The sequence below is a fragment of the Thermodesulfobacteriota bacterium genome, assembly GCA_040757775.1.
Taxonomy (GTDB): domain Bacteria; phylum Desulfobacterota; class UBA8473; order UBA8473; family UBA8473; genus UBA8473.
On record JBFLWQ010000005.1, the window covers coordinates 81,049 to 104,198 of the forward strand.

Annotated in this window: 22 protein-coding genes; all 22 read left to right on the forward strand. The window is 41.5% G+C overall.

Translation table 11 applies throughout. From position 1 onward, the window contains the following. Window positions 1-48 precede the first annotated feature (48 nt). The 22 genes from AB1401_04860 (at window position 49) to AB1401_04965 (ending at window position 22,773) form a co-directional block, all read left to right on the forward strand. Entirely contained in the window at window positions 49-1,050 is a 1,002-nt protein-coding gene (locus tag AB1401_04860) for an MraY family glycosyltransferase (GenBank protein ID MEW6614776.1), read from the forward strand. Window positions 1,051-1,094: 44 nt separating this feature from the next. Continuing rightward, entirely contained in the window at window positions 1,095-2,318 is a 1,224-nt protein-coding gene (locus AB1401_04865; GenBank protein ID MEW6614777.1) for a DegT/DnrJ/EryC1/StrS aminotransferase family protein, read from the forward strand. Between the two features lie 43 nt (window positions 2,319-2,361). Continuing rightward, window positions 2,362-4,257 carry a nucleoside-diphosphate sugar epimerase/dehydratase gene (locus AB1401_04870; GenBank protein ID MEW6614778.1) on the forward strand — a complete coding sequence of 632 codons (1,896 nt, stop codon included), beginning with the start codon at window positions 2,362-2,364 and terminating at the stop codon, window positions 4,255-4,257. Window positions 4,258-4,292: 35 nt separating this feature from the next. After that, window positions 4,293-5,273 carry a CHASE2 domain-containing protein gene (locus AB1401_04875; GenBank protein MEW6614779.1) on the forward strand — a complete coding sequence of 327 codons (981 nt, stop codon included), beginning with the start codon at window positions 4,293-4,295 and terminating at the stop codon, window positions 5,271-5,273. Window positions 5,274-5,330: 57 nt separating this feature from the next. Next, window positions 5,331-6,452, forward strand: coding sequence for a HEAT repeat domain-containing protein (locus AB1401_04880; protein ID MEW6614780.1), 1,122 nt, complete (start codon window positions 5,331-5,333; stop codon window positions 6,450-6,452). 234 nt (window positions 6,453-6,686) lie between these two features. Then, window positions 6,687-8,210, forward strand: a complete 1,524-nt coding sequence (locus tag AB1401_04885; protein MEW6614781.1) for an O-antigen ligase family protein — start codon at window positions 6,687-6,689, stop codon at window positions 8,208-8,210. A gap of 26 nt (window positions 8,211-8,236) precedes the next feature. After that, the gene (locus AB1401_04890; GenBank protein MEW6614782.1) at window positions 8,237-10,153 is read left to right on the forward strand and encodes a DUF4962 domain-containing protein; all 1,917 of its coding nucleotides are present in this window, start codon (window positions 8,237-8,239) and stop codon (window positions 10,151-10,153) included. Continuing rightward, complete coding sequence (locus tag AB1401_04895) at window positions 10,143-10,751, forward strand: hypothetical protein (protein ID MEW6614783.1); 609 nt, start codon at window positions 10,143-10,145, stop codon at window positions 10,749-10,751. Before AB1401_04890 ends, AB1401_04895 begins: the two co-directional genes overlap by 11 nt. Before the next feature lie 321 nt (window positions 10,752-11,072). Beyond that, window positions 11,073-11,423, forward strand: coding sequence for a ribosome silencing factor (gene rsfS / locus AB1401_04900; GenBank protein ID MEW6614784.1), 351 nt, complete (start codon window positions 11,073-11,075; stop codon window positions 11,421-11,423). 16 nt (window positions 11,424-11,439) lie between these two features. Next, a complete protein-coding gene (locus tag AB1401_04905) occupies window positions 11,440-12,162 on the forward strand; it encodes a ComF family protein (protein ID MEW6614785.1) in 723 nt (240 codons plus the stop codon). Between the two features lie 253 nt (window positions 12,163-12,415). Further along, entirely contained in the window at window positions 12,416-13,390 is a 975-nt protein-coding gene (locus AB1401_04910) for a polyprenyl synthetase family protein (protein ID MEW6614786.1), read from the forward strand. 52 nt (window positions 13,391-13,442) lie between these two features. Further along, window positions 13,443-13,721, forward strand: coding sequence for a hypothetical protein (locus AB1401_04915; GenBank protein MEW6614787.1), 279 nt, complete (start codon window positions 13,443-13,445; stop codon window positions 13,719-13,721). Window positions 13,722-13,855: 134 nt separating this feature from the next. Beyond that, complete coding sequence (gene aspS, locus AB1401_04920; GenBank protein ID MEW6614788.1) at window positions 13,856-15,628, forward strand: aspartate--tRNA ligase; 1,773 nt, start codon at window positions 13,856-13,858, stop codon at window positions 15,626-15,628. A 269-nt stretch (window positions 15,629-15,897) separates the two neighbouring features. Then, window positions 15,898-16,542, forward strand: coding sequence for a hypothetical protein (locus AB1401_04925; protein MEW6614789.1), 645 nt, complete (start codon window positions 15,898-15,900; stop codon window positions 16,540-16,542). Between the two features lie 274 nt (window positions 16,543-16,816). Continuing rightward, window positions 16,817-17,062 carry a hypothetical protein gene (locus tag AB1401_04930; protein MEW6614790.1) on the forward strand — a complete coding sequence of 82 codons (246 nt, stop codon included), beginning with the start codon at window positions 16,817-16,819 and terminating at the stop codon, window positions 17,060-17,062. A gap of 103 nt (window positions 17,063-17,165) precedes the next feature. Beyond that, window positions 17,166-17,363 carry a type II toxin-antitoxin system HicB family antitoxin gene (locus tag AB1401_04935; GenBank protein ID MEW6614791.1) on the forward strand — a complete coding sequence of 66 codons (198 nt, stop codon included), beginning with the start codon at window positions 17,166-17,168 and terminating at the stop codon, window positions 17,361-17,363. Then, window positions 17,360-17,533, forward strand: coding sequence for a type II toxin-antitoxin system HicA family toxin (locus AB1401_04940; protein MEW6614792.1), 174 nt, complete (start codon window positions 17,360-17,362; stop codon window positions 17,531-17,533). Before AB1401_04935 ends, AB1401_04940 begins: the two co-directional genes overlap by 4 nt. A 188-nt stretch (window positions 17,534-17,721) precedes the next feature. Beyond that, on the forward strand, window positions 17,722-18,021 hold the full coding sequence (locus AB1401_04945; protein ID MEW6614793.1) for a BrnT family toxin: 300 nt from the start codon (window positions 17,722-17,724) through the stop codon (window positions 18,019-18,021). Further along, window positions 18,018-18,221 (forward strand): hypothetical protein, encoded by a 204-nt coding sequence (locus AB1401_04950; GenBank protein MEW6614794.1) that lies wholly within the window; start codon window positions 18,018-18,020, stop codon window positions 18,219-18,221. Before AB1401_04945 ends, AB1401_04950 begins: the two co-directional genes overlap by 4 nt. Window positions 18,222-18,372: 151 nt before the next feature. Continuing rightward, window positions 18,373-18,768: a DUF3568 family protein gene (locus AB1401_04955; GenBank protein MEW6614795.1), complete on the forward strand. Its 396-nt coding sequence runs from the start codon at window positions 18,373-18,375 to the stop codon at window positions 18,766-18,768. Window positions 18,769-18,933: 165 nt separating this feature from the next. Continuing rightward, window positions 18,934-20,190 carry a glycosyltransferase gene (locus tag AB1401_04960; protein MEW6614796.1) on the forward strand — a complete coding sequence of 419 codons (1,257 nt, stop codon included), beginning with the start codon at window positions 18,934-18,936 and terminating at the stop codon, window positions 20,188-20,190. A 48-nt stretch (window positions 20,191-20,238) separates the two neighbouring features. Then, on the forward strand, window positions 20,239-22,773 hold the full coding sequence (locus AB1401_04965; protein MEW6614797.1) for a CHAT domain-containing protein: 2,535 nt from the start codon (window positions 20,239-20,241) through the stop codon (window positions 22,771-22,773). Window positions 22,774-23,150 lie beyond the last annotated feature (377 nt).

Below are 23,150 nucleotides of genomic sequence, written 5' to 3' on the forward strand. Positions count from 1 at the left end.
ATGATAGGCTTTAATTCTATCATTTAATCAAAATGAGACGTTTGCAAAATGCGCAATTTGTATCTATTTTTTATTTCACTCTTAATATCATTCCTTTTTACCCCTTTGACCATAAGGTTGGCTAACATCTGGCAGGTAGTGGATAATCCTGGTCAGGTCAAGATTCAAAAAGAGCCTACACCCCGCCTGGGCGGGCTTGCAATATTTTCAGGGGTTTTTCTTTCGCTCTTGTTTTATCTTATCCTGAAAGAGGGGGAGATTGGTCTTCAAGTATTGGGTGTCATGCTTGGTGCTATGGCAATCTTTCTGGTAGGCTTACTCGATGATATATTTGAGCTTAAACCCTTACTCAAGTTTTCTGGTCAGCTTTTGGCGGCTTTGATACCAATACTTTTTGGTTTAAGGATGGAAATTGCTGTGTCGCTATGGATATCTGTCCCCCTGACCCTGTTTTTTGTCCTGGGAGCTTGTAACGCTTTAAATCTGATAGACGGTTTGGACGGGTTAGCTTCTGGGGTGACTATCCTGGTATCAACCTCCTTTCTCACCCTCTTTTTGATACAGGGTAACCCTTTTGGTGCGCTTTTATCTTTAATGGTGATGGGGAGTAACATGGGATTTTTGAGATACAACTTCCATAAGGCTAAAACCTACATGGGAGATTCAGGGAGCCTGTTTCTGGGTTATATCCTTGCAATACTTGCAATTTTGTGCATAAATAGCTCTCAAAATAGACTGTCCTCCTTACTGGCTGCTGTCCTGATTCTGGGGTTGCCTGTCTATGATACCGCCCTAAGCATCCTCCGCCGTTATCTTAACAAGAAGTCAATTTCCGTACCTGATCTGGGTCATTTTTATAACCGGTTGATGACAGGATACCACCTTTCCCACAGAAAGGCAGTAGGAGTATGCTGGATTATAAGTTCTGTATTTGGTCTTTTGGGGATTTTTTCCTATATTTCAACCCTAAGGATCGGTCTGTTTATTCTCCTCTCTGTAGGGATAATATGCACCATTGGAACTTTCAGACTGGGGTTTTTAGAAGAATAGATGTGTTATAACAAAGGAGGGAGTTTAAAGAGGGAACTTTTATTATGAGTAAGCTTGCCATTGATGGGGGAGTTCCTGTAAGAAGCAAGCCCTTCCCCCCCTGGCCTTATTTTTCTGAAGATGAAATCGGGGCAGTAACCAGGGTGCTTAAATCCGGGAAGGTCAATTACTGGACCGGGGAGGAAGGACATCTTTTTGAAAAGGAGTTTGCTGAATCTGTTGGTTGTAACTATGGGGTGACAGTTGCCAATGGATCGGTAGCCCTGGAGCTTGCCCTTATGGCATTGGGTATTGGTCATGGAGATGAAGTAGTTGTTACCCCCAGAACCTTTATCGCCTCGGCAAGCTGTATTGTAATCAGAGGGGCGAGGCCGGTCTTTGCCGATGTTGATTTGAATAGCGGAAATATAAATGCAGAGACTATAAATGCAGTTTTAACACCTAAGACAAAAGCCATTATCTGTGTGCATCTAGCTGGCTGGCCCTGCGATATGGGCCCGATTATGGATCTGGCAAAAAAAAAGGGGCTTTTCGTCATCGAGGATTGTGCCCAGGCGCACGGTGCTAAATATAGAGGAAGACCTGTCGGAAGCTTTGGACATATTGCTTGTTTTTCCTTCTGCCAGGACAAGATACTGACTACAGGTGGTGAGGGCGGGATGCTCCTTACCAACGATGAAGCCGTATTTAAGAAGGCATGGAGCTATAAGGACCATGGAAAGAGTTTTGATGCGGTATATCCGCCTCTGGCGGATTCATCCAAAGCTTGCTGGCTTCACGAAAGCATCGGGACAAACTTAAGGCTTACCGAGATGCAATCGGCTATCGGAAGGGTGGTCTTGAAGAAATTGCCCCACTGGGTAAAGCTCCGACGAAGGAATGCCGAAATATTAGAAGAGGGAGTCAAAGAATATTTTGCCTTAAGGGTTGCCATACCATCTGAAGACGTTTATAATTCATATTACAGATATTCTTCGTATATCCGCCCTGAGAGGTTAAATCCCGGTTGGGACAGGGACCGAATCGTAGCGGCTATCAATGCCGAGGGGATTCCGTCTTTTTCCTGGAACTGCTCCGAGGTATATCTGGAAAAGGCATTTAATAACAGTCAAAAGTTAAAAGTCAAAAGTCAAAAGAGGTTGCCCAATGCGAAGGAGCTGGGGGAGACATCCCTTATATTTCTGGTGCATCCTACTTTGGCGGAAGAGGATATGGAAGATGTGCTCAAGGCGATAGATAAGGTGATGAGGGTAACGAGTCACAAGTAACGAGTGACGAGTAACTCGTCACTAGCTAGGGATAATATATTTCATGTATAATCTAACTCCCTTATTTAAAACCCTTTTCAAGAAGACAGTCCTGAAAAGGTTTTTATTCTTTTTGATTTCAGACGCCATTCTTTTTAGTATGGCTCTTTATCTTTCCTTTTACCTTCGCTTTGAGGGTATTATACCCGATCGTTATCTGGTTCATTTTTATATCTCCCTCCCCCTGTTTATAAGCATCAAGATGCTGGTCTTCTACTTTTTTCAGATCTACCGATTTACGTGGTCATATATAGGTCTCTACGAACTCATAAAGGTGTTTATGGCTCAAACTCTGAGCTTATTACTTATCTCAGCCTCCATCTTGTTTTTTGCTTATGGAGAGCCTTTACTGGGCTTCCCACGCTCGATATTTTTAATAGATTATGCCTTTTCACTGATCATGGTTGAGGTCTTGAGGGCCTCAAAGAGGGCTTATATTTATGTCAGGAGAGGCTCTGTAGCCGGGCGGAGCAGGACCCTGATAATTGGGGCGGGAGATGCAGGGGTACAGATTGTAAGGGAGATGAAGACAGCAAAAGATTCTCCGTATTTGCCGGTGGCCTTTATAGATGACGATCCGTCAAAAAAAAGGGTCTCTATACAAGGCGTAGAGGTAGCGGGGATGAGGATGGATATTACACGAATTTCAAAAAAGTTGGACATAGAATTGGCTGTAATTGCTATGCCTTCAGCCTCCCCTATGGAGATCAGGGATATTGTATCTTACCTTTATAAAGCAGGAATAAATGAGATTCGTGTTATACCAGGTACTAAAGAAATTATATCCAGGGATATCAGCATTCTGGATATAAAAAAGATTGAGGTGGAAGATTTACTGGGTCGGGAGCCTGTAGAGATTGAATACGCTGAAGTTGAAAGGAATTTAAAGGGCAAGCGGATTTTAGTAACGGGGGCAGGAGGCTCCATTGGCTCGGAACTTGTGAGACAGATTTCCCTGTTTGACCCCAAACTGCTGGTTATTTTAGACTGTAACGAGACGGCCCTTTTTCATATCAGCCGGGAGATAAAAGAACATTATCAGCATCTTTCTGTTTATCCTGTGCTGGGAGACATTCTGGATAAAGAAAAGATGGGTGTTGTTTTCAGGAATTTTGCCCCTCAGATAGTGTTTCATGCCGCTGCTTATAAGCATGTGCCTATTGTAGAGGATTTTCCTGAAGAGGCTGTCAGGGTGAACATCCTGGGCACGGAGATTCTGGCTAAGCTCTCCTATCAATATGGGGTAGAGAAATTCGTATTCATCTCTACGGATAAGGTTGTTAATCCGACAAGCGTTATGGGTGCCAGTAAGAGGGTGGCCGAGATGATGATAACATACATTGACCAGCAACAGACAACTCACTTTATGGCTGTAAGGTTTGGAAATGTATTGGGAAGCCGGGGTAGCGTTATCCCTCTGTTTCAGGAACAGATTCGGCAGGGTGGCCCATTGACCATCACCCACCCCGAGATGAAGCGCTATTTTATGACGATAGCTGAGGCGGTTATTTTAGTCTTACAGGCCGGTACCATGGGAAAGGGTGGGGAGGTCTTTGTGCTGGATATGGGTGAACCGGTAAAGATATATGATATAGCCTGTGAACTGATAAGGCTTTCTGGTCTGGAGCCTGAGAAGGATATCCCTATTGTCTTTAGCGGGATTAGGCCCGGAGAGAAGCTTTTTGAGGAGCTTTTGACCGCAGAGGAGGGGGTTGAGCCTACTGAACATCCAAAGATCTTCAAGGCCAGAATTAAAGAACCCTTTTCACAGGAATTTTTATTCAGGAAAATCGAAGAGCTGGAAAACTTTGCGCGACTTCAGGACACACCTTCCATAATCACCACCTTAAAGGAAATTATTCCCACATATACGCCTAATCGTCTTAGTAAGTTAAGTTGACAGAAACGAAATTTTGCTAAGGCATTGAAGTGATAATGGTGTCGAGTCCTTGTATTAAAAAGGCAACATTAATAGTTTTTGCACTTGTATTTCTCATCCTGTGTAATAAAGGATGGGGTAGGATAGTTATCGTAGATGTGGATGATAAGAGTATAGAAGAGCTGGGGATGTGGCCCTGGACAAGGGATATACATGGCAGGTTAATAGATGTCTTGAACCAGTATGGTACGAAAGCTATAATCTTTGACATCATATTTTCTGAGCCTGATTCCAGGTATCCTGAAAAGGATCAGGTTTTAATAGATGCAGTGAAGAAAAGCCAGAATATCTTTTTTGCATCGGTCTTTTATCCTCTAACTGAAGGGAAACCTCGAGTCATTGAAAGGATGAATCTGCTTGACAGATTCAAAATATCTTATCAAAAGACAATATCAGAAGATATACGATATATCAGAGGTGCCCTTCTCCCCATTGAAGGACTGTCTGTCCATGCAAAAGGAGTGGGATTTGTAAATGTGTTTCCTGATGAAGAGGTGAAGTCTGTCCATGGCAAGGGGATGATAAGCATACCCCAAAGGGGGATGGTAACGCAATTTCCACTTCTGATGATGTACAGAGGAAAAGCATATCCTTCTCTGCCTCTTTTGGTAGCATTGGATTATCTCAACCTTAAGCTGAATGCAATAAGGATAAAGCCTGATAGTTACCTTCAGATAAATAACTTGCGGATACCGATTGATAGTAAAGGAGACTTTAAACTCAGATTTTCTACCCCTTATACCAGATTTAGCCACCACTCTTATATAGATGTCTTAAAAAGAAAGGATAATACCCTGCCCCGTATTCTTAAAGATGCCCTGGTTATCGTGAGTTACAATGCGACAGGGTTATCTGACTTTAAGGTTACCCCGGTTTCCAGCTACTTTCCGGGCTCAGAGCTTATAGCTACTGCCATCGACAACATTGTTTTATTAGGACGTGCACATTTTGAAAAAAACCAGTTGCCTTTTAGGTAACTAATTACTTACTTGAATCCTCGAATCCTTCACCCCTTGAATCCTTTATAAGATACAATGAAAAGTTTATTGATTATTTTCCTCTCGTGTATATTGTTGTTCTTTTCAGGTTGTAGCCAGAAGCCACCAGATACAGATACCCTGATATCCGAGCTCAAAAGTAAAAGTACCAGCAAAAGGGTTAGAGCTATAAAGTTATTGAGCACCCGAAAAGACAGGAAAGTGATTGAGCCAATGGTGGAGGCATTGGGCGACGAAGATGAAATGGTCAGGATCTTTGCGGCAAAGGGGTTGGGTAATTTTAAAGACGGAAGGATTTTAAGCCCTTTAATTAAGGCATTAGAAGACGAAGATGAATGGGTCAGGATGTTTGCAGCGAACTCGCTGGGGACAGTGAATGATGAGAGTACGATAAAGCCTTTGTTGAAGGCATTTAAAAGGGATAAGGGAGGGGTGATTGATTATGCTGCTTTAGCAATACGATACCCCGGAAACAAGAAGGCAATCAAAGCAATACATGATATAAAAGATAGTAAGGGTGAGACAGAAAAGATTTTAGCTGAAGATGCGTTAGCCTTTTCTAATACCCTGAAAGGGGAAAAGAACCTGAATGAATTCCTGATTCATTCATTGAATAACAGAGATATTAAGGTTAGAAAATTGTCTGTCCTCGCCTGTAGTCTGATTAGAGATAACAGGGTTGTAGAGCCTTTGATAAGCTTCCTTAGAGATAAAAATGAAGAAATTAGAAGATTTTCTGCAAATGCCCTTGCTTATTTAGGGGATAAGAGGGCTGTTATTCCCTTGATCGACAGTTTAAGAGATAGAGATAAGGATGTTCGTAAAGCCTCTGCGTTTGCCCTGGGATTCTTAGGAGACGAAAGTGCTCTAAAACCGTTAATTAAAATAGTACAGAGGGAAGATGATGAAGATGTGAAGGCTTTTGCCGCCCTGGCACTGGGTTTTCTGGGTAGCAAGAAGGCATTAAAACCACTTATTAAAGCTTTGAATGACCCAAGAGTCTGGGTTAGAGCCTTTACCGCTGAATCTCTCGGCAGATTAAGGGACAGAAAGGCTATAAAGAAATTAGAATTGATGTTGAATAAAGGGGAGGAAGAAAGGGAGGTAAGAAAGAGGGTAGAATGGGCGATTGTACAGATCCAAAAATACGGAAATTGATCAGAGAGCTTTAAAGAAGTACCCTTTCGCTTCAGCATACATTTTTTGACCCATCTAAGCTCACTCCTTTGAAAATTCACAAACTCCCCGCCTCTGGCGAGTCAAACATGTGAATTTTCTACATTCCGCTCGCTAAGAAGGGTTCCCCAAAAAATCTATGAATTCGCTCTCAGGTGACTTCTTCAAAGCTATTGCTAGGTTGTGTAAAGGTCTAAATCAAAAGAGGTTAAATAAATGGCTCCAAATCTTAAGGTATTTGACAGGATTATAGAAGGCGGCTTGATTTTCATAATTGTATTTACCCCTCTTGCCTTTGGAGCAGTGCATGTCGCTACTTACACTGTAATGGAACTTACTGTTATCTTCCTGATTGTATTGTGGGTTCTGAAATTATTCCTTGTAAATCAGAAAGTAGCGGAGAGGAAAATCGAGATTCGCTACTCATTGCTTTTGCCATTCTTTCTTTTTATTGTTTTAATCCTGTTTCAGATGCTTCCCTTACCACCGTCAGTAATTAAATACCTGTCGCCGAACACCTATAAGCTATACGAACAGACCCTTCCCAGCTGGCATTCCTCAATTAACTCAAACTTTATAAACTCAGATAACTCAACAAACCGTGAAGTTGCAAGTTGCAAGTCGCAAGTCGCGATTCAAAATTGGATGCCAATCTCTATCTATAAACACACTACTAAGGCAGAACTATTTAAGATATTGGCATACATTGGGGTCTTTTTCTTGATAATCAATAATCTGGTAACAGAGGAACAGATAAAACGACTTGTTGTTGCTATAATAATAATGGGATCCATTATAGCCTTTTTGGGAATCATTCAGATGGCAAGCGGGACAGACAAAATATATTGGTTCTGGCAATCTGTATATTGGAAAGGAAAACCTCCTGGTTTTTTTGGGACATATGTCAATAGAAATCACTTCGCTGGATATATGGAGATGGTAATCCCTTTAGCCATCGGCTTTCTGATTTCCTATCTTCCGGTTTCCAGTTTCCAGGGTGGTAGTTGGAGGGCTAGGATTGCTTCCCTTGAATCCCGAATCTCGAAGAACATTCTTTTTATATTTGTTATAGTTCTCATGATTGCTGCCTTATTCTTGTCTCTTTCTCGTGGTGGAATTATATGTTTTTTGTTATCCATACTCTTTTTGGTAAATTTCCTTTTGTTTTATCACAGGCGAAGAAAGAGGAGCACCGCAGTTTTTCTCATTTCCATTTTTATTGTTTCTGCCTTATTTTTGGTTTGGGTGGGTATTAGCCCGCTATTAGACAGGCTGGCTAGTCTGAGGGAGCCTGATAAAGTCAGCCCTCTGAGACCGGTAGTCTATAAGGATACTATCAATATAGTTAGTGATTTCCCATTAGTTGGGACAGGCTTGGGTACTTTTGAATATATCTATCCTCGGTATAAAACAGTAAAAACCAATCTCTTTTTCGAGCATACTCATAATGATTATTTAGAGCTGCTTTCAGATACAGGCATTTCAGGGACACTCTTTCTTGTTGGAGGGGTTCTGCTTTTCCTTATTGTAATTATGAAGAGATGGGCAAAGAGAAGGAACCCTTTTGTGGTAGGCATGGCACTAGGTGGGACAACAGGGATTCTATCCATCCTGTTTCACAGCACAGTGGACTTCAATATGCATATTCCGGCAAATGCAATGCTGTTTTTCATCATACTTGCGCTGAGTTATGCTGCCGTTCACATGAGGAGTCATCATAGAGAGACTCTCAGGCACTGAGGGGATTTTAAAATATGGTGGGAGATGTGAAAAGTTTATTGCTAATAGTAATAACCATGATATTTGTGTTACTGCCATCTACTTCATGGGAGATGTTTCCCAACCTTATCCCTAACCCCGGCTTTGAGGAAGACTTTGACAGAAATGGGATTCCTGACTGCTGGTATAAGACAGCTGGGGGGGAAGGTTTTTTGCATGAAGGTAATCATGTGCTCAAAGGTGGAAAGGCGGTATTTATATACGGGGAAGGGGTTTGGCGATGCAGGATCAAGGATATTAAACCAAACAGGTACTATCTCTTTTCCCTCAGAATCAAACGGGATGGATGGAGAGACGGAGAATATCCTGAGATTGCGATATTTGATAAAGAATTGTATCTGAATGAACTCTTTTCATGGGGAGGATGGATTAAGTTAAGCTGGCTTATTAAATCTGGAGACTATAAGTATACCACCCTTTCCCTGAAAAGTCCTGGAATGAGTCACAGGGTATGGTTCGATGACCTCTATCTGACAGAATTCACTATACAACCTGTCCTTCCTATACAGGGGGAGACCTTTAAAGGAGATATGCCAAGGTTTGAATGGTTGCTTCCTGAAGATGATATGATTCTTTCTAATGAGTTACATCTCTCTCAGGATGAGAATTTCAGGAATGTTATAATCCTTGAAAGGTTTAGTCCCCAGGGAAATTCCCATCAGATAGCAGAGAATTTGAAAAGCGGGAAATGGTACTGGAAAACAAAGGTCTACAAGAATAGAAATGAGATAGCCTCCTCAGATGTTCGATATTTCATTGTTGAAAGTCAACAGTCAACAGACATAAGTCCATCAACCTGCAATTTAAAGCATAGTTATAAGGGGCTGGCAAATGAAATGCTGGCGAATTTTTTCCCCATAGGTATTTACGGAGCTGATGTTAAGGACTTGTCTGAACTTAAAGAAGCTGGTTTTAACAGTGTACAGGCATACTCTTCAAATGTGGGTCTTTTAAGTTTTCTTATACTGGAAGCTGAAAGGCATCATCTGAAGTTAATGATAAGGGTTCCAGACGAGGTGTGGGAACGGGATATAACCCCATTCTTTTCTAGGGTCAGGAACTCTCCGGGTATACTTTCCTGGTATCTGGCTGATGAACCAGAGGGAAGAGGGATTCCTCCAAGCTATATATGGAGATTAAACGACTATGTCCATAAAATGGATTCTACCCATCCAACCAGCCTGGTGCTTGTAAGATCAAAAAAGGCATATGACTATGGGGATGGAGTGGATATACTCATGGTTGACCCATATCCCATCCCTAAGATGCCCATAACCTGGCTTTCTGAATCCATAGATGAAGCAAGGGTAGCCACATTCGATGAGAAGCCGATCCTTGCTGTAATCCAGGCATTTGATTGGTCGGCTTTCCCTGTAGGGGAATATAAAAGGGAGTGGGGCAGGAATCCTACTTATGAGGAAGAGAGATGCCTTACCTATCTTGCTATAGTTCATGGAGCAAAGGGGATATTCTACTATACCTATAAAGGAGGGAAATACAACATAAGGGATTACCCTGAGCACTGGAAGGGGATTAAAAGGATCGTTTGGGAATTAAATCAAATCTATCCGTTACTCCTTGCCCCTTCTGCAAATCAGGAACTAGATATAGAGATTGAATCAGAAAATCTGGAAGGTGTAAAGCTTCAAAATAAGCCTTCAGATATTCACTATACAGTGAAATTTGTGGATAATATGCCTTCTAAAAAGCATCCTTTTGTCATTAAGAAAGGGATGTACATCATAGCCGTAAATGTTAGTGATAAGCCGGCAAAGGTCAAGATGTACGGCTCTTTTTTAAAGGATAAGGTAAATGTTGTATTTGAAAATAGGGTACTCTCTATAAAAGAAAGAAAACTTGCAGATTACTTTGGGCCTTATGAGGTTCATATATATGAAATGTAGCCGATTCCCCCTGGTTAGATTTAAGAAATATCTGTCATTGACTTCAGTATTTGTTATAGTATTACTACTTTGTTTTCATCTGGTAAGAGGATGCAACTCTCATTATGTTTATCAAATGGGTAAAGGGTATCTGAAGATAGTAATTTCTGATAAAATGTACAATAGCAACCTGGCAAAATTGGCTGAGTTTTACCTTAAAGAGGCGCTGCGCTCTGATCCGGGTAATGCAGATATATTATATGAATTAGGAAAGCTGTACTATTACAGGGCTTATTATAGTGAAGATGTCAACACAAAAGAATCCCGAATTGAAGCACTGATGAATGCGAGACAGCAATTTGAACGGGCACTCCGTATGAAGCCGACTGATGGCTACTATCATATCTATTATGCCCTGGTTATCACCAATATTCTTGAAAACTGGATTTCGAGTTCTCAGCCTCAGGCCACGTCGGTTTTGGAACAACGTAATTGTATGGATCTGGCCAGGAAACACTTTGAAGCTGCTATAGCTCTTGATCCGAATAATCGATACATTAATAAACAATACAAGATATCAAAAGCCAGATTGGCTGGATATTTGAATAAAAGTAATTAAAGAAACGATTGACATTAATCTATGATATTGATATTTTTATTATCTTCTTCGGAGAATGGGAGAAAAATCCTTCCACCTGAGGCGGAAAGACTTCAGTTTGATATTTTGCACCGTAAGGGTTCTAGAGGTCGAGGATTCCAGGATTCGAGAATAGTAAAGAAAAGATTTCCCCTTGATCTCTTGACCCCTTTCCGCCTCTGGCGGACTCGAACCCTCAAACCATCGGCTTTAGCTGATGGTGGCTGATTTAAACATCTATATAGGACTATCAAAGGAGGATAAAATAAGAGTTTTATATAATTATAAGAATAAGGAGGGTAAATGGTTTTAGACTCGAAGGAGAAATCCCTTCTTTGTGCCAATGCCGCTTTAGACAAGAAGGCTTTAAATTTAGTCGTATTAGAAATAAAAGAGATGTCTTCAATAGCTGATTACTTTATAATATGCAGTGGAAAATCAGATCGTCAGGTTCGGGGAATTGCCTATTCGATAGAGGAGAGTTTGAAAAAAAAAGGAATCTACCCCTTGGGTGTTGAGGGATTTTCTGCGGCGAAATGGATACTGTTAGATTACGATGATGTTGTCGTGCATGTATTTTATGAGCCTATTAGAGAGTTCTATGATTTAGAGGGCCTCTGGGTTGATGTTCCGAGAATCGAGGTTAACGGCTAAGTAACTAAGTATAATTATGGTGCAGTTTTTTAATGCTTTCCTGGATTTCTTCTTTCCTGCAAGATGCCTTATCTGTGAGAAAGACATTGTCAATACCCGGTCCCAGGGAATTTGTGAATCATGCCTTTCTAGTATAAGGTACATTTCATCTCCGATTTGCCTTAAATGTGGCATACCTTTTAACTCTGATATAGGAAGAGACCATCTTTGCGGGACTTGTTTAACCTTCAGGGTATACTTTGCTAAAGCCAGAGCAGTTGGATTTTATGAAGGGGTGTTGCAAGAGGCTATCCATGAGTTTAAGTACAACAGGAGGACCATCCTGGCTAAGCCTTTAGGTGCTCTTATGATGGGTTCTCGTCCTGGTTCTATTGATTTCAAATCCTATGACTTTTTAATCCCCGTCCCTCTTCATTTTAAAAGATTAAGAGAAAGGGGGTTTAACCAGGCTCTTTCCCTGGCTAAGTATATAGGAAAGAAACACAGGATTCCCATTGATTACATGAACCTTAAAAGGATTAAATGGGAGTCTCCCCAGATTAATCTCAGCAAAGAAGAAAGAGAAAAGAATGTAAAAGGGGTCTTTTTCCTTTATAATAAGAGTAGATTTAAGGACAAGAGTATTTTATTAATTGATGATGTTTATACAAGTGGCGCAACCGTTAATGAATGTGCAAGGGTGTTAACAAAGGCGGGGACAGGCAGGGTAGATGTGTTAACCTTAGCCAGGGCAGTATAACATGTGATTCGGATTTTTGATGCGGTATATGCGCATTTAACTTGATAATTCCCTGTACTTGCTACAGGATTTCAATAGTCATTCCTGCGAAAGCAGGAATCCAGAAAACTAAAAGACTGGATTCCGTGTCAAGCACGGAATGACAGAATACAGAATAGCGAAAATTTATAATATTTTTGGATACCCCGCAGCTTGCTGCCGGGAGGTTCATTTTTATGCCGTTCTATATAATTTGAGTTGATACGGGGTTTAGATGGAACTTGAAGAGGTTTTTGATTTAGTCAGGGATGACCTTCAAAAGGTTGAGATCGAGCTTTCAAAAAATGTGTTATCATATGTTTCATTGATACCGGACGTGGGGAAATACGTCCTGCTAAGTGGTGGAAAGCGTTTCAGACCTTTGGTATTGATCCTTTCTGCAAAATTCTGTGGTTACACAGGCAGCTGCCATATCCCCCTTGCCAGCATATTTGAGTTCATCCATACAGCTTCACTCCTTCATGACGATGTTGTGGACAATGCTGAAGTAAGAAGGGGCAATTCTTCAGTTAACTCTGTGTGGGGAAATGAAGCCAGTGTTTTAATTGGAGACTATCTTTTCTCTAAATCTTTTTCTTTATTAACGTCTATTGGTGATTTAAAGATATTGAGGGTATTGTCTGATGCAACGACCCGTTTGGCTGAAGGAGAAATCATGGAGTTGCTAAAACATGGAGACCCCCATACTACTGAAGAGGAGTATATCTCTATTGTAACTGAGAAGACAGCGGTTTTGATCTCAGCAGCATGTCAGGTTGGGGCTATCCTGGGCAATGCCCCTGGTGAGAAAGAAAAGGCATTAAAAGGTTTCGGTCTAAATCTCGGCATTGCTTTTCAGTTGGTGGATGATATCCTTGACTATATCTCCACTGAGGAAGAATTTGGCAAGACTATTGGAAAAGATCTATATGAAGGGAAGATTACTCTGCCATTAATATATACCTTAAGTGTCTGCAACCACTCCGATAGAGAAAAGATTGTAAATATTATTGAATCCAGTAACCATGGGGACAGGGGGTTATCAACAATAATTGATCTGATCAGGCGATATAAAGGAGTGGACCATGCCTTTAAACGAGCAGGGGGCTATATTGAAATAGCAAAGGGATTTCTGCAAGAGTTTGATGCCTCTACAGAGAGACAAGCCCTTTTAGCAACGGCTGATTATGTTATTAGAAGAAAGTGGTGAGTTAAATTCAGAGGTCAGAAATCAGGAGTCAGGGGTCAGAAGGAGATGTGTCATGTCCGGAATAGAACCCTATTTCAACGAATTGATACACAGAGTCAGGGATAGTATCGTATTAAGAAGGGTTACACTAATATTCTTCTTGGTTCTGGTTAATGTCCTGAAGTTTGGGGTAAAAGCCCCTCTTTCAAATGCAGTTTTCTTTTTGCTGGTTGTCTGGTTCTTGACGACCTTTATTTTTGCATACGTGATAAAAATTCTACAGTCATTAATTATAGGGGAAAACCTGCAATTCAAGTCTCTATTAGAGATATTACAGAGAGAAAAAGGTTAGAAGATGAGATTAAGATAAGGCTGGAAGAGCTGGAGAGGTGGCACAAACTAACGGTTGACAGGGAGATGAAGATGGTAGAGCTTAAGAAGAGAATACGGGAATTGGAAAACGGGAGGTCGTAATTGGGTGATTCGATGGAAGGTTTCAATAGAACCCACCACTGCGGTCAGTTAAGGGTGGATGATATAAACAGTGAAGTTACTCTAATGGGATGGGTACAACGAAGGAGGGACCACGGAGGTCTTATATTTGTCGACCTGCGGGACAGGTACGGTATTACCCAGGTAGTCTTTAACCCGGATGTGGACAGGGATTCCCACGAGAAGGCGGCTCTGCTTCGTAGTGAATACGTTATAGCGATTAAAGGCAGCATCTCTAAAAGGCCCGAAGGGACCAAAAACCCCAATCTGGCTACAGGGGAGATAGAGGTGCTGGTCAAAGAACTGAAAGTGTTAAACGAGGCAAAAACCCCTCCCTTTCCCATTGAAGAAGATACAGATGTGGGAGAAGATACCCGTCTAAAATACAGATACATGGACCTGAGGAGGAGAAGGCTCCAGGGGAATCTGATCTTGAGAAACAAAGCCGCAAAGACCATAAGGGATTATCTTTATAATAAGGGCTTCCTGGAGATCGAAACCCCTTTTTTAACTAAAAGCACACCTGAGGGAGCCAGAGATTATCTGGTTCCCAGCCGGGTAAATCCTGGCAACTTCTACGCGTTACCCCAGTCCCCTCAATTATTTAAGCAGTTGTTGATGATAGCAGGTTACGACAGGTATTTTCAGATCGTGAAGTGTTTCAGGGACGAAGACCTGAGAGCAGACAGACAGCCTGAATTCACACAGATAGATATGGAGCTGTCCTTTATTGCCCGTGAAGATATATTTAGAATCGTAGAAGGCATGATGTCCTTGGTTTTCAGAGAGGTCTTGAATGTAGATATAAAAGCCCCCTTTAAGAGGCTAACCTACGATGATGCTCTGGAAAGGTATGGCGTGGACAATCCGGACACCAGATTCGGGTTAGAGTTGGAGGACGTCTCTGATATATTCGAAAAATCCGAGTTTAAGGTCTTTGCAGATGCGGTTAAGCAGGGTGGGGTTGTTAAGGCAGTGAATGCGAAGGGTTGTTCCGGCTTTTCCAGAAAGGACCTGGATAACCTGGTGGACCTTGCCAGGGTCTATGGTGCTAAGGGATTGGCATGGTTGAAATACGAATCCGGAACCTGGCAATCCCCTGTCGCCAAGTTCCTGAACGACTCAGATAAAACTGCCCTTTGTGAAAGGATGAATTTATCTGAAGGTGATATGCTACTTCTGGTAGCAGATCAGACGAAGATAGCGAACGGGGCATTGGGACGGTTAAGGCTCAATATAGCTGAGAGATTAGGCATTATTAAGCAGAACACTTTTGACTTTACATGGATTGTAGACTTCCCCTTACTGGAATACGATCAGGATGAAATGAGGTATACGGCAGTGCATCACCCTTTTACGGCACCTGTTGATGAGGACATACCGAAACTAAGGACAGAACCGGACAGAGTGAGGGCCAAGGCGTATGACCTTGTTTTAAATGGCTCTGAGATAGGGGGCGGAAGCCTCAGAATCTATCAAAGGGAATTACAGTCAGCGATGTTTGAAATTCTGAAGATTGGCAAAGAAGAGGCAAGGGCAAAATTTGGCTTCTTGCTGGATGCATTAATGTATGGAGCGCCCCCTCATGGCGGTATGGCAATTGGTTTTGACCGCCTGATTATGATACTTGCCGGAGCCGAGTCTATCAGGGATGTAATAGCCTTTCCAAAGACCCAGAAGGCTACCTGTTTAATGACAGAAGCCCCTTCAAAGGTGGACAGCAAGCAGCTTGCAGAATTGTCTTTAAGATTAAATGTTCTGAAGTAAAAAGTGAGAGGTCATCTGTACCTATTCAATTCAGTTTGATACTGCTGGCCAGAGGTCGGTTTGATTGAATGCTTAGGCAACCTTCTGTTCTTTTCATTTCACGTAGTTCGATAAATAAATCTGTCCTGTCCCCTTAATGTCCGATCTAAGCAAAATGTCAGCTTGCACTTGTAATTTTTTGTACTTATGTGGTAAAGTGCAGAAAACTAGATACTAACTTGTTGGACGTCAGAAATATATAAATTGCCATGCAAGGGGACCTTACACAATTGAATAAAGAACAATTGGAATTATTAAATAATCTCATTGAATTTGGGAAAATTGCAGTTCCTTCTCTCATTACACTGTTGGCTGTGTTTTTAGGCGCTCGTGTAGGGTATCGTTTTTCATTAAAGCGTTTTAACCTTGAAAAAAGACTCGATTTTATTAGTCAACAGGTGACGGAATTCTATTCCCCCATGGTGGGGTTCAGAATGCGTATTAGAGCAAGCAGTGAACTGAGGGTTGAGTTGTCAAGTGCCTGCGGAACTGCATGGGGAAAAATATGTGAAGAGCAACCTACGCCATTTCTTGAACATGAAAAACATTTTGAACCTTTTAAAAAACAGATCGAAGATGAAAACCAGAGATTCCCGAAGTACCTTTTGCCATTATATGATCAAATGGTTGATAACTTCGCTAAAAAATACTGGCTTGCGGAAAATAGCACAAAAGAATTTTACAAACCATTTTGCACGTATGTCGAATTATGGCACAGATTTTATGACGATGCTATACCTCCACGAGCACTAGAGGAAGTGAAAATTGAGGAAAAGGATTTACTGCCCTTTTATGAAAATCTAGAAGAAACCTTAAACTCTCTTAGAGGCGAATTGGCTCAAAAAGAGGAACGTCGAACCTGTAAGTCCACTTGACCGGTGTTTCGCTGCGCTTCCCACCGTCAGGTAACTTCTACATTCTCCCCTCGATCCGCTCGGGGAGAATGCGGCAGTTAAGCCGGAACTCCTGTTCCCTTTCGCTCCGCTCAGGGAGAACAAGGAGTTCAAGACCAATGCCCCTTCGGGGCACGGCTTAACTGCCGCATTATACATTAAATCGAGAAAGAGGCATGACATGAGAAACGTCCTCGTATGTTTTCTTTGTTGTCTACTGTTTTCATGTGCCACGACCGGCTAGAAGATGTCGCGGATGTCGCCAGGCATGGCAAAGGCAGAGGTAATCAATACCTTGGGAAACCCGGACGGATTTAAGAAAGTCGGTGATTATGAAGTTTTTACCTATACTCACCGCCTTGTAACTGGATGGGCATGGGACCGCGCTGACTACCACATAATTCTGAAGGACGGGAAAGTCACCGAATACGGTGCAGGTGAGGTGCGTGTAAAGGATATGAACACTATTCTCTTAGTTCCCTTGCGGCTACCGCGGCATTGAGAGAGGCACCAGCATCCCCTTTCTACCCCGATGTGGCATTTTTAGCTCCTCGTCTTTATGATATTATTATGGAAAAAGATCATGGTTTGTTAGAGGTGAGAAAATGGAAGCAAAATTAAAAATGATTTACTGGAAAGGTGAAAGGTTTTGGGTAGGTAAGCTACTGGAACATCCTGAAATCATGACACAGGGAGAAACCTTGGAGGAACTTGAGGAAAACATGAGGGATGCGTATATGCTTATGGCGATGGATGATGTTCCTGACGAGCATGAAGTAAAAGAGCTTGCTTTGACGGTATGAAGAGAAAAGAACTTATCAAGAAAATCACTTCGACTGGGTGTGTGCTTGTAAGGCATGGCGGCCGTCATGATCTTTACAGAAATCCAAAAACTGGCAAAAAGCAACCCGTCCCAAGGCATGAGGAGATAGATGAAAACCTTGCAAGGCACATAATAAAGGAACTGGCATAAAGAGATAATCCAGCCGACCGCTTCCAGCGTTGGCTGATTTTGGTCGTTGAGTCTGTAGAAAAAGACCATTTTAAAGATTTTTTAAAAAATAATATTCAATAAAAACAGTGGGTTACAAAGTCTCCAATTGCTGATTCATGGCTTTTTCTGCGGACTCGTTATGTGTATAATATAAATGGGAGTGGCAAGTGCGATACTATTTTGATTGGCATCCCAATAAGGCAAAAGCAAACCGAAAAAAACATGGAATTGGTTTTGAGCAGGCATCCACTATTTTTCTTGATCCAAGAATGATAGCCGTCTTCGACAGTGAGCATGGCGAACAGGAAGACCGATGGGCTACAATTGGAATTGACAGGAACGGTATTTTGTTGGTTGTAGTACATACTTTCCAGCAGTTGGATGCCGACTGTTGCAGGATTAGAATTATTTCTGCCCGCAAGGCAACCAGAAAAGAGGCAAAACAGTATCGGGAGGAAAATAAATGAAAAAAGAATACGATTTTTCCAAAGGTGAGAGAGGTAAGTTTTATCGTCCAGATGCAGAATTGTACCTACCTATTTACATCGAGCCGGAAATGATGGAAGTACTGAGAAGATTCTCAAAGAAAAAAGGCGTTGAAGTTGCGACAATAGTAAATGAATGGATAAAAAAAGACATATCCATAGTAGAAACAATAACAAAATAACACATAACCAATTACTACCTTTAGGTAAAAAGAGTCAAGTGCAGCGGTAAAAATTCAGCCTTGACATACAGTCTGGTGATTTCAATTTCTAACCTGTCAAAAAGCTGCCCACAGTATGTTCTGGGATGAATAAAAAATAAAGGAGAGATTTATGGTAAGAAGACAATTGGCTTTGTTGGTATTTTTGGGGTTATTTACTTTAATTACCAGTTGTGGTCCCCTTCTTATAGCGGGTGGTGCCGGTCTCGGTGCAGGAGGAGTGATATGGTATAAGGGAGAACTGGAAACAACATTACAGGCATCAATACATCAAACACGGAGTGCTACGCTGGACGCCTTAAAAGATTTCAAGTTACCTGTTGCGTCGGAAAAGAAGGATAACCTTGTTGTAATAATTGATTCGGAGATATCTGATGGCACAAGGATATGGATAAAACTCAATTCACTTGCCGAGTCGGCGACGAAGGTAAATATACGAGTGGGTATTCTGGGGGATGAAGCTATGTCTAATAGAATATTGGAAGCAATTAAAAGAAACCTAAAATAGATAGACTTACTACGAAAATAGATCGTCATTCCGGCGGAAGCCGGAATCCAGACAGAACTCAACTATTTAAAAGAACTGGATGCCGGATCAAGCTTGCCCTTTACTTGATACGGGGTCCGGCATGACAGTAAAAAGACAAAATAGGGTTGCGGGGGGGAGATAAAAATGGATATCATAGTTGAGAACCCGGATCATGTTGAGAGCGTGGACATTATTGTAGGTATCCCTTCCTACAATGAGGCTGATTCTATTGCATATCCCACTGATGTTGCCAGTCGGGGACTGATAGAGTACTTCCCCGATAAAAAGTCAGTAATTATCAATGTGGACAATAATTCACCGGATGGGACGATAGATGCCTTTATGAATACCCCGACAAAAGTTCCTAAAATCTATATCTCTACTCCAAAAGGGGTAAAAGGGAAGGGGAATAATCTCAAGAATATATTTGAGGCAGCTGTTGAACTCCAGGCCAAGGCAGTGGTGGTAGTTGATGCTGATTTAAAAAGTATTACCCCCCAGTGGATCCAATACTTGGGCGAACCCCTTTTTACAGGTTTTAATTACGTTACCCCGATTTACGTTCGCCATAAGTATGATGGTTCTATTACCAATCATATTGCCTATCCGTTGCTGAGAACTCTTTTCGGGCTGAGGGTCAGGCAGCCTATCGGGGGAGATTTTGGGTTTTGCGGAAGAATGGCCAGGGCATTTTTGTCGGAGAAACTCTGGAATGAAAAGGTTGCCAATTTTGGGATCGACATCTGGATGACCACCATTGCTATTGCCCGCCGTTTTAAAGTATGTCAGACCTTTTTGGGGTCTCCTAAGAGTCATAGGGCTAAGGACCCTGCTAAGGATCTGGGTCCCATGTTTAAACAGGTGGTTATGACCTTTTTTGATTTGATGATTGATTTTGAATATCTCTGGAAGGATACTTCAGCGAGTTTGCCAAGCAGTATCTTTGGATTTGGTCTTGGGAGCGACGAGAAGCCCCCTGTAGTAAATGTCAACAAAGATGCCCTATATGACAGTTTTATCTCCGGTTTTGAAAAATACGGTAAGGAGTGGGAAAAGATTATTCCACAACCAGAGTTGATTGAGGTTAGTAAGACTAAAAAAATGCCCCAGGAGGTATTTTATTATCACAGTGATCTTTGGGCCAGGATCCTGTTTAACTTTGCTATTGCTTATCGAAACAATGAGATTCCTCAGGAGCAGATTCTTGAAGCAATGGTTCCTTTTTATCATTCCCGAATTTTATCATTTGTTAACAAAACAGGTCATATGGGAATAAAGGAATGTGAAGAGTATTTTGAGAGTATTGTTCGTGTATTTGAGGGTGAAAAGTACTATTTGATAAAGCGCTGGGACCAGGACAGAAAGAAACTGGGTCAAAAACTCTTTGGTTGTTCGAGGTGAATAGCCGAAGAATAAACCGCGGAAGAACCCACATATTCTGGGGGAATTATGGGAAAATGTTTACTTGAGAAATGTTCATATGCCATTCTCTGCCTGGTTATTGTTGTATTATCGGCATGTACTCATATGCCGGGACCACCAAAATGGCTTGCCAAAATAGAGTTGAACGGTCCATACGATAACGAGCTGCCCCAAAAATATATAGCTCAGTTAAGAGGAGCCAGCTTAACCTCTGACTGGGGTATCCCTTATATATTTATGAGCGTTGGGCTTCACTACGAGTCAATTGGCGATGAAGTGAGGTCTATACATTATTTTGACAGGGCAATAGAAGAGTTTCGAAAGAGAAATAATCTTTATGGTGAAGGGACGGCAACCTCCAGAAAGATATTCACGTTATATGAATTTGGCAGGATACAGGACGCCTTTAACCTTATCAAGGAAAAAGAGAAAGAGTGGAAGACCCTGCCGATGAAGGTTTTTGTAAATCACAACTACGGACATTACTTCCTGATGAATGGTGATTATGCTATGGCAGCAACTTATTTTAAACAGGCCATAGATGAGAACAGTGATTACAAAGATGAGTTTAATCTACAGGTTATAAGGAGAGACTCAGAACTCGAGTATGGTATATCGCTTATACTGACAGATTATGTAAGCAAGATGCTTAAGAAATACAGATTAATGGAATTCGATCAGGCGTTCTATGATGCCGTTAGAACAAAAAACATAGACAACGGAATATCTCATTTAAATCAAGTCTTAGTGATGAATAAAGAGATAAGAAAAACTAAAATAGGAGGTTATACCCCTGAGAATGTGTTTCAGATGATGGAAACGAATGTTTTTAACTTTCTGGGGTTGGCAAATGGTATAAAAGGAAACTGGAAGGATTCTCATAGTTATTTAGAAAAGGCAACAGAACTTGCAGGAAAGGCAAGCTTCCGCATTGGAGAAATGGATGCCCTGCTATTTTTTAATCAGGTGTATATTCTGGAGAAGAACATCAATGATGGGAAAAAGGCCGCTGAGAAATTGAACGAGATGGGGGATAAATACCACCTTCCCTTTTATCAGATATGGGCAAAGTACATCCTTTCCAGATATTTTCTGGGATTTGGCGATTCACAGAAGGCAATTGATGTGCTGAAAGAGGCAGCAGCAATCATCGAACAACAGCGGTCAACCTTAATTATTGACAAATTAAAGGAGACCTATCTGTTCAACCGACAGGTAATCTATGAGTCTTTGATTTATGTACTATCCCGAGAAGGAGATTTCAAAGGAGCCATGGAGATGGCGGAAAGGGCCAAATCAAGGGTTATGGTAGACCTTCTGGCCGGAAAGGATGTTAGCAGAGACAAAGACGAGGAAGAACTTTTGAAGAAGGAAGGAGAATACAGCAAGGATATCCTTAAGATTAAGAAACAACTGGTTAAGACATACGACGAAGAAGAGATAAAGGAGATTTCATCAAAGCTCATAAATGCGGAACGTGGCTATAGGGATCTGGTTATTAAGGTAAAAAACAAAAACGAAGAACTATTTTCTATGATATCTGTTCAATCTTTGGGGTCGTCAGATATACAGAATATGCTGGATGAAGACACTACGCTTGTCGATTATTTTGTAACAGACGATCTGCTTTACATCTGGTCAATAGATAAAGGCAGGGTTCATTTAGAACGGGTAAAGATCCCCGGTGGTGAACTTAGAGACCTCGTATCTTCCTTCCTGTCTTCCATCTCTTCAAAAAACAGAGAAAAGACAGAAAACCTTTCCCAGAGGATATATGATATAATTTTAAAACCCGTTATACCTTTTGTGTCTAAAGGAAGGATAGGATTTATACCACATGACTTTCTGTATTATCTGCCAATTGCAGCACTGAGCAATAATGGAAAATACCTTGTAGAGGACTACTCCATATTCTATGTCCCCAGCGCAACGGTTTTTAAGTACACAATGGAGAAAAAAGGGGAAAAAGGGCTAAAGCCCCTCCTTGCCTTTGGAAATCCCTTTCTGGGAGACGAGAGTTTAAGCCTGCCTTATGCTGAAATAGAAGTGGAAAGGATACAAAAACGGATAGACAAAGCCAGTGTCTTTCTAAAAGCAGATGCCACAGAGACAAAGGCAAAGGAATTGTTGAATTCCTATGATATTGTCCACTTTGCAACCCATGGCCATTTTGCAGAACAAGACCCTGTTAATTCCAGTCTTTTGTTAGCCCCTGGTAATGGAGATGATGGCAGGCTTTCAGCTTTAGAGATATTCAAACTCCATTTTAAAGGCAGGGCGGTTGTTTTAAGTGCATGTAAGACTGCTTTGGGCAAGTCCTCTACCGGGAGTGAGATAATAGGGCTGAACAGGTCTTTCTTATACGCAGGCAGCCCCTCGGTCGTTTCTACTCTGTGGAGTATCGATGATAAGGTAACAGCCGATTTCATGGATGATTTTTATAAGCAGATTGAAGGCGGTAAAGGGATAGCCCATTCTCTGAAACAGGCTCAGGTGGATATGATTAAAAGAAAGTACGAGCCGTATTACTGGGCTCCCTTTATTTTGACTGGGCGGTATTAACAAAAATTTCCGTGAAAACAAAATCTATCCATAGTGCCATGGTGTTAGGTATCTGTTCCATCATTTTGTTCGGCTAATGCTTTCCTGACTTTCATTGCTTTACTGCTTATTTTTTCAACGCTTTGGTTATCCCACAAATCTCTTTGTCACTTAGTGTAGTCAAGTGGTTCATGCTGGATTAAGGCAATAAATAATTAGCTTCCATTGTAAAGAGACTTAACGCAGTTCAGCCCTCCTTATCGGCTGAACTGCTTGTTGGCAGATTTCCAAGTTTGCTTGCTGTCAACCCCGGTCTTGCCAAACTCGCGGGTTACGCTTCGCGTGGACCACCCCAATAACGGAGATACTTTGCTCCCCTTCGATAAAAAACACTCCAT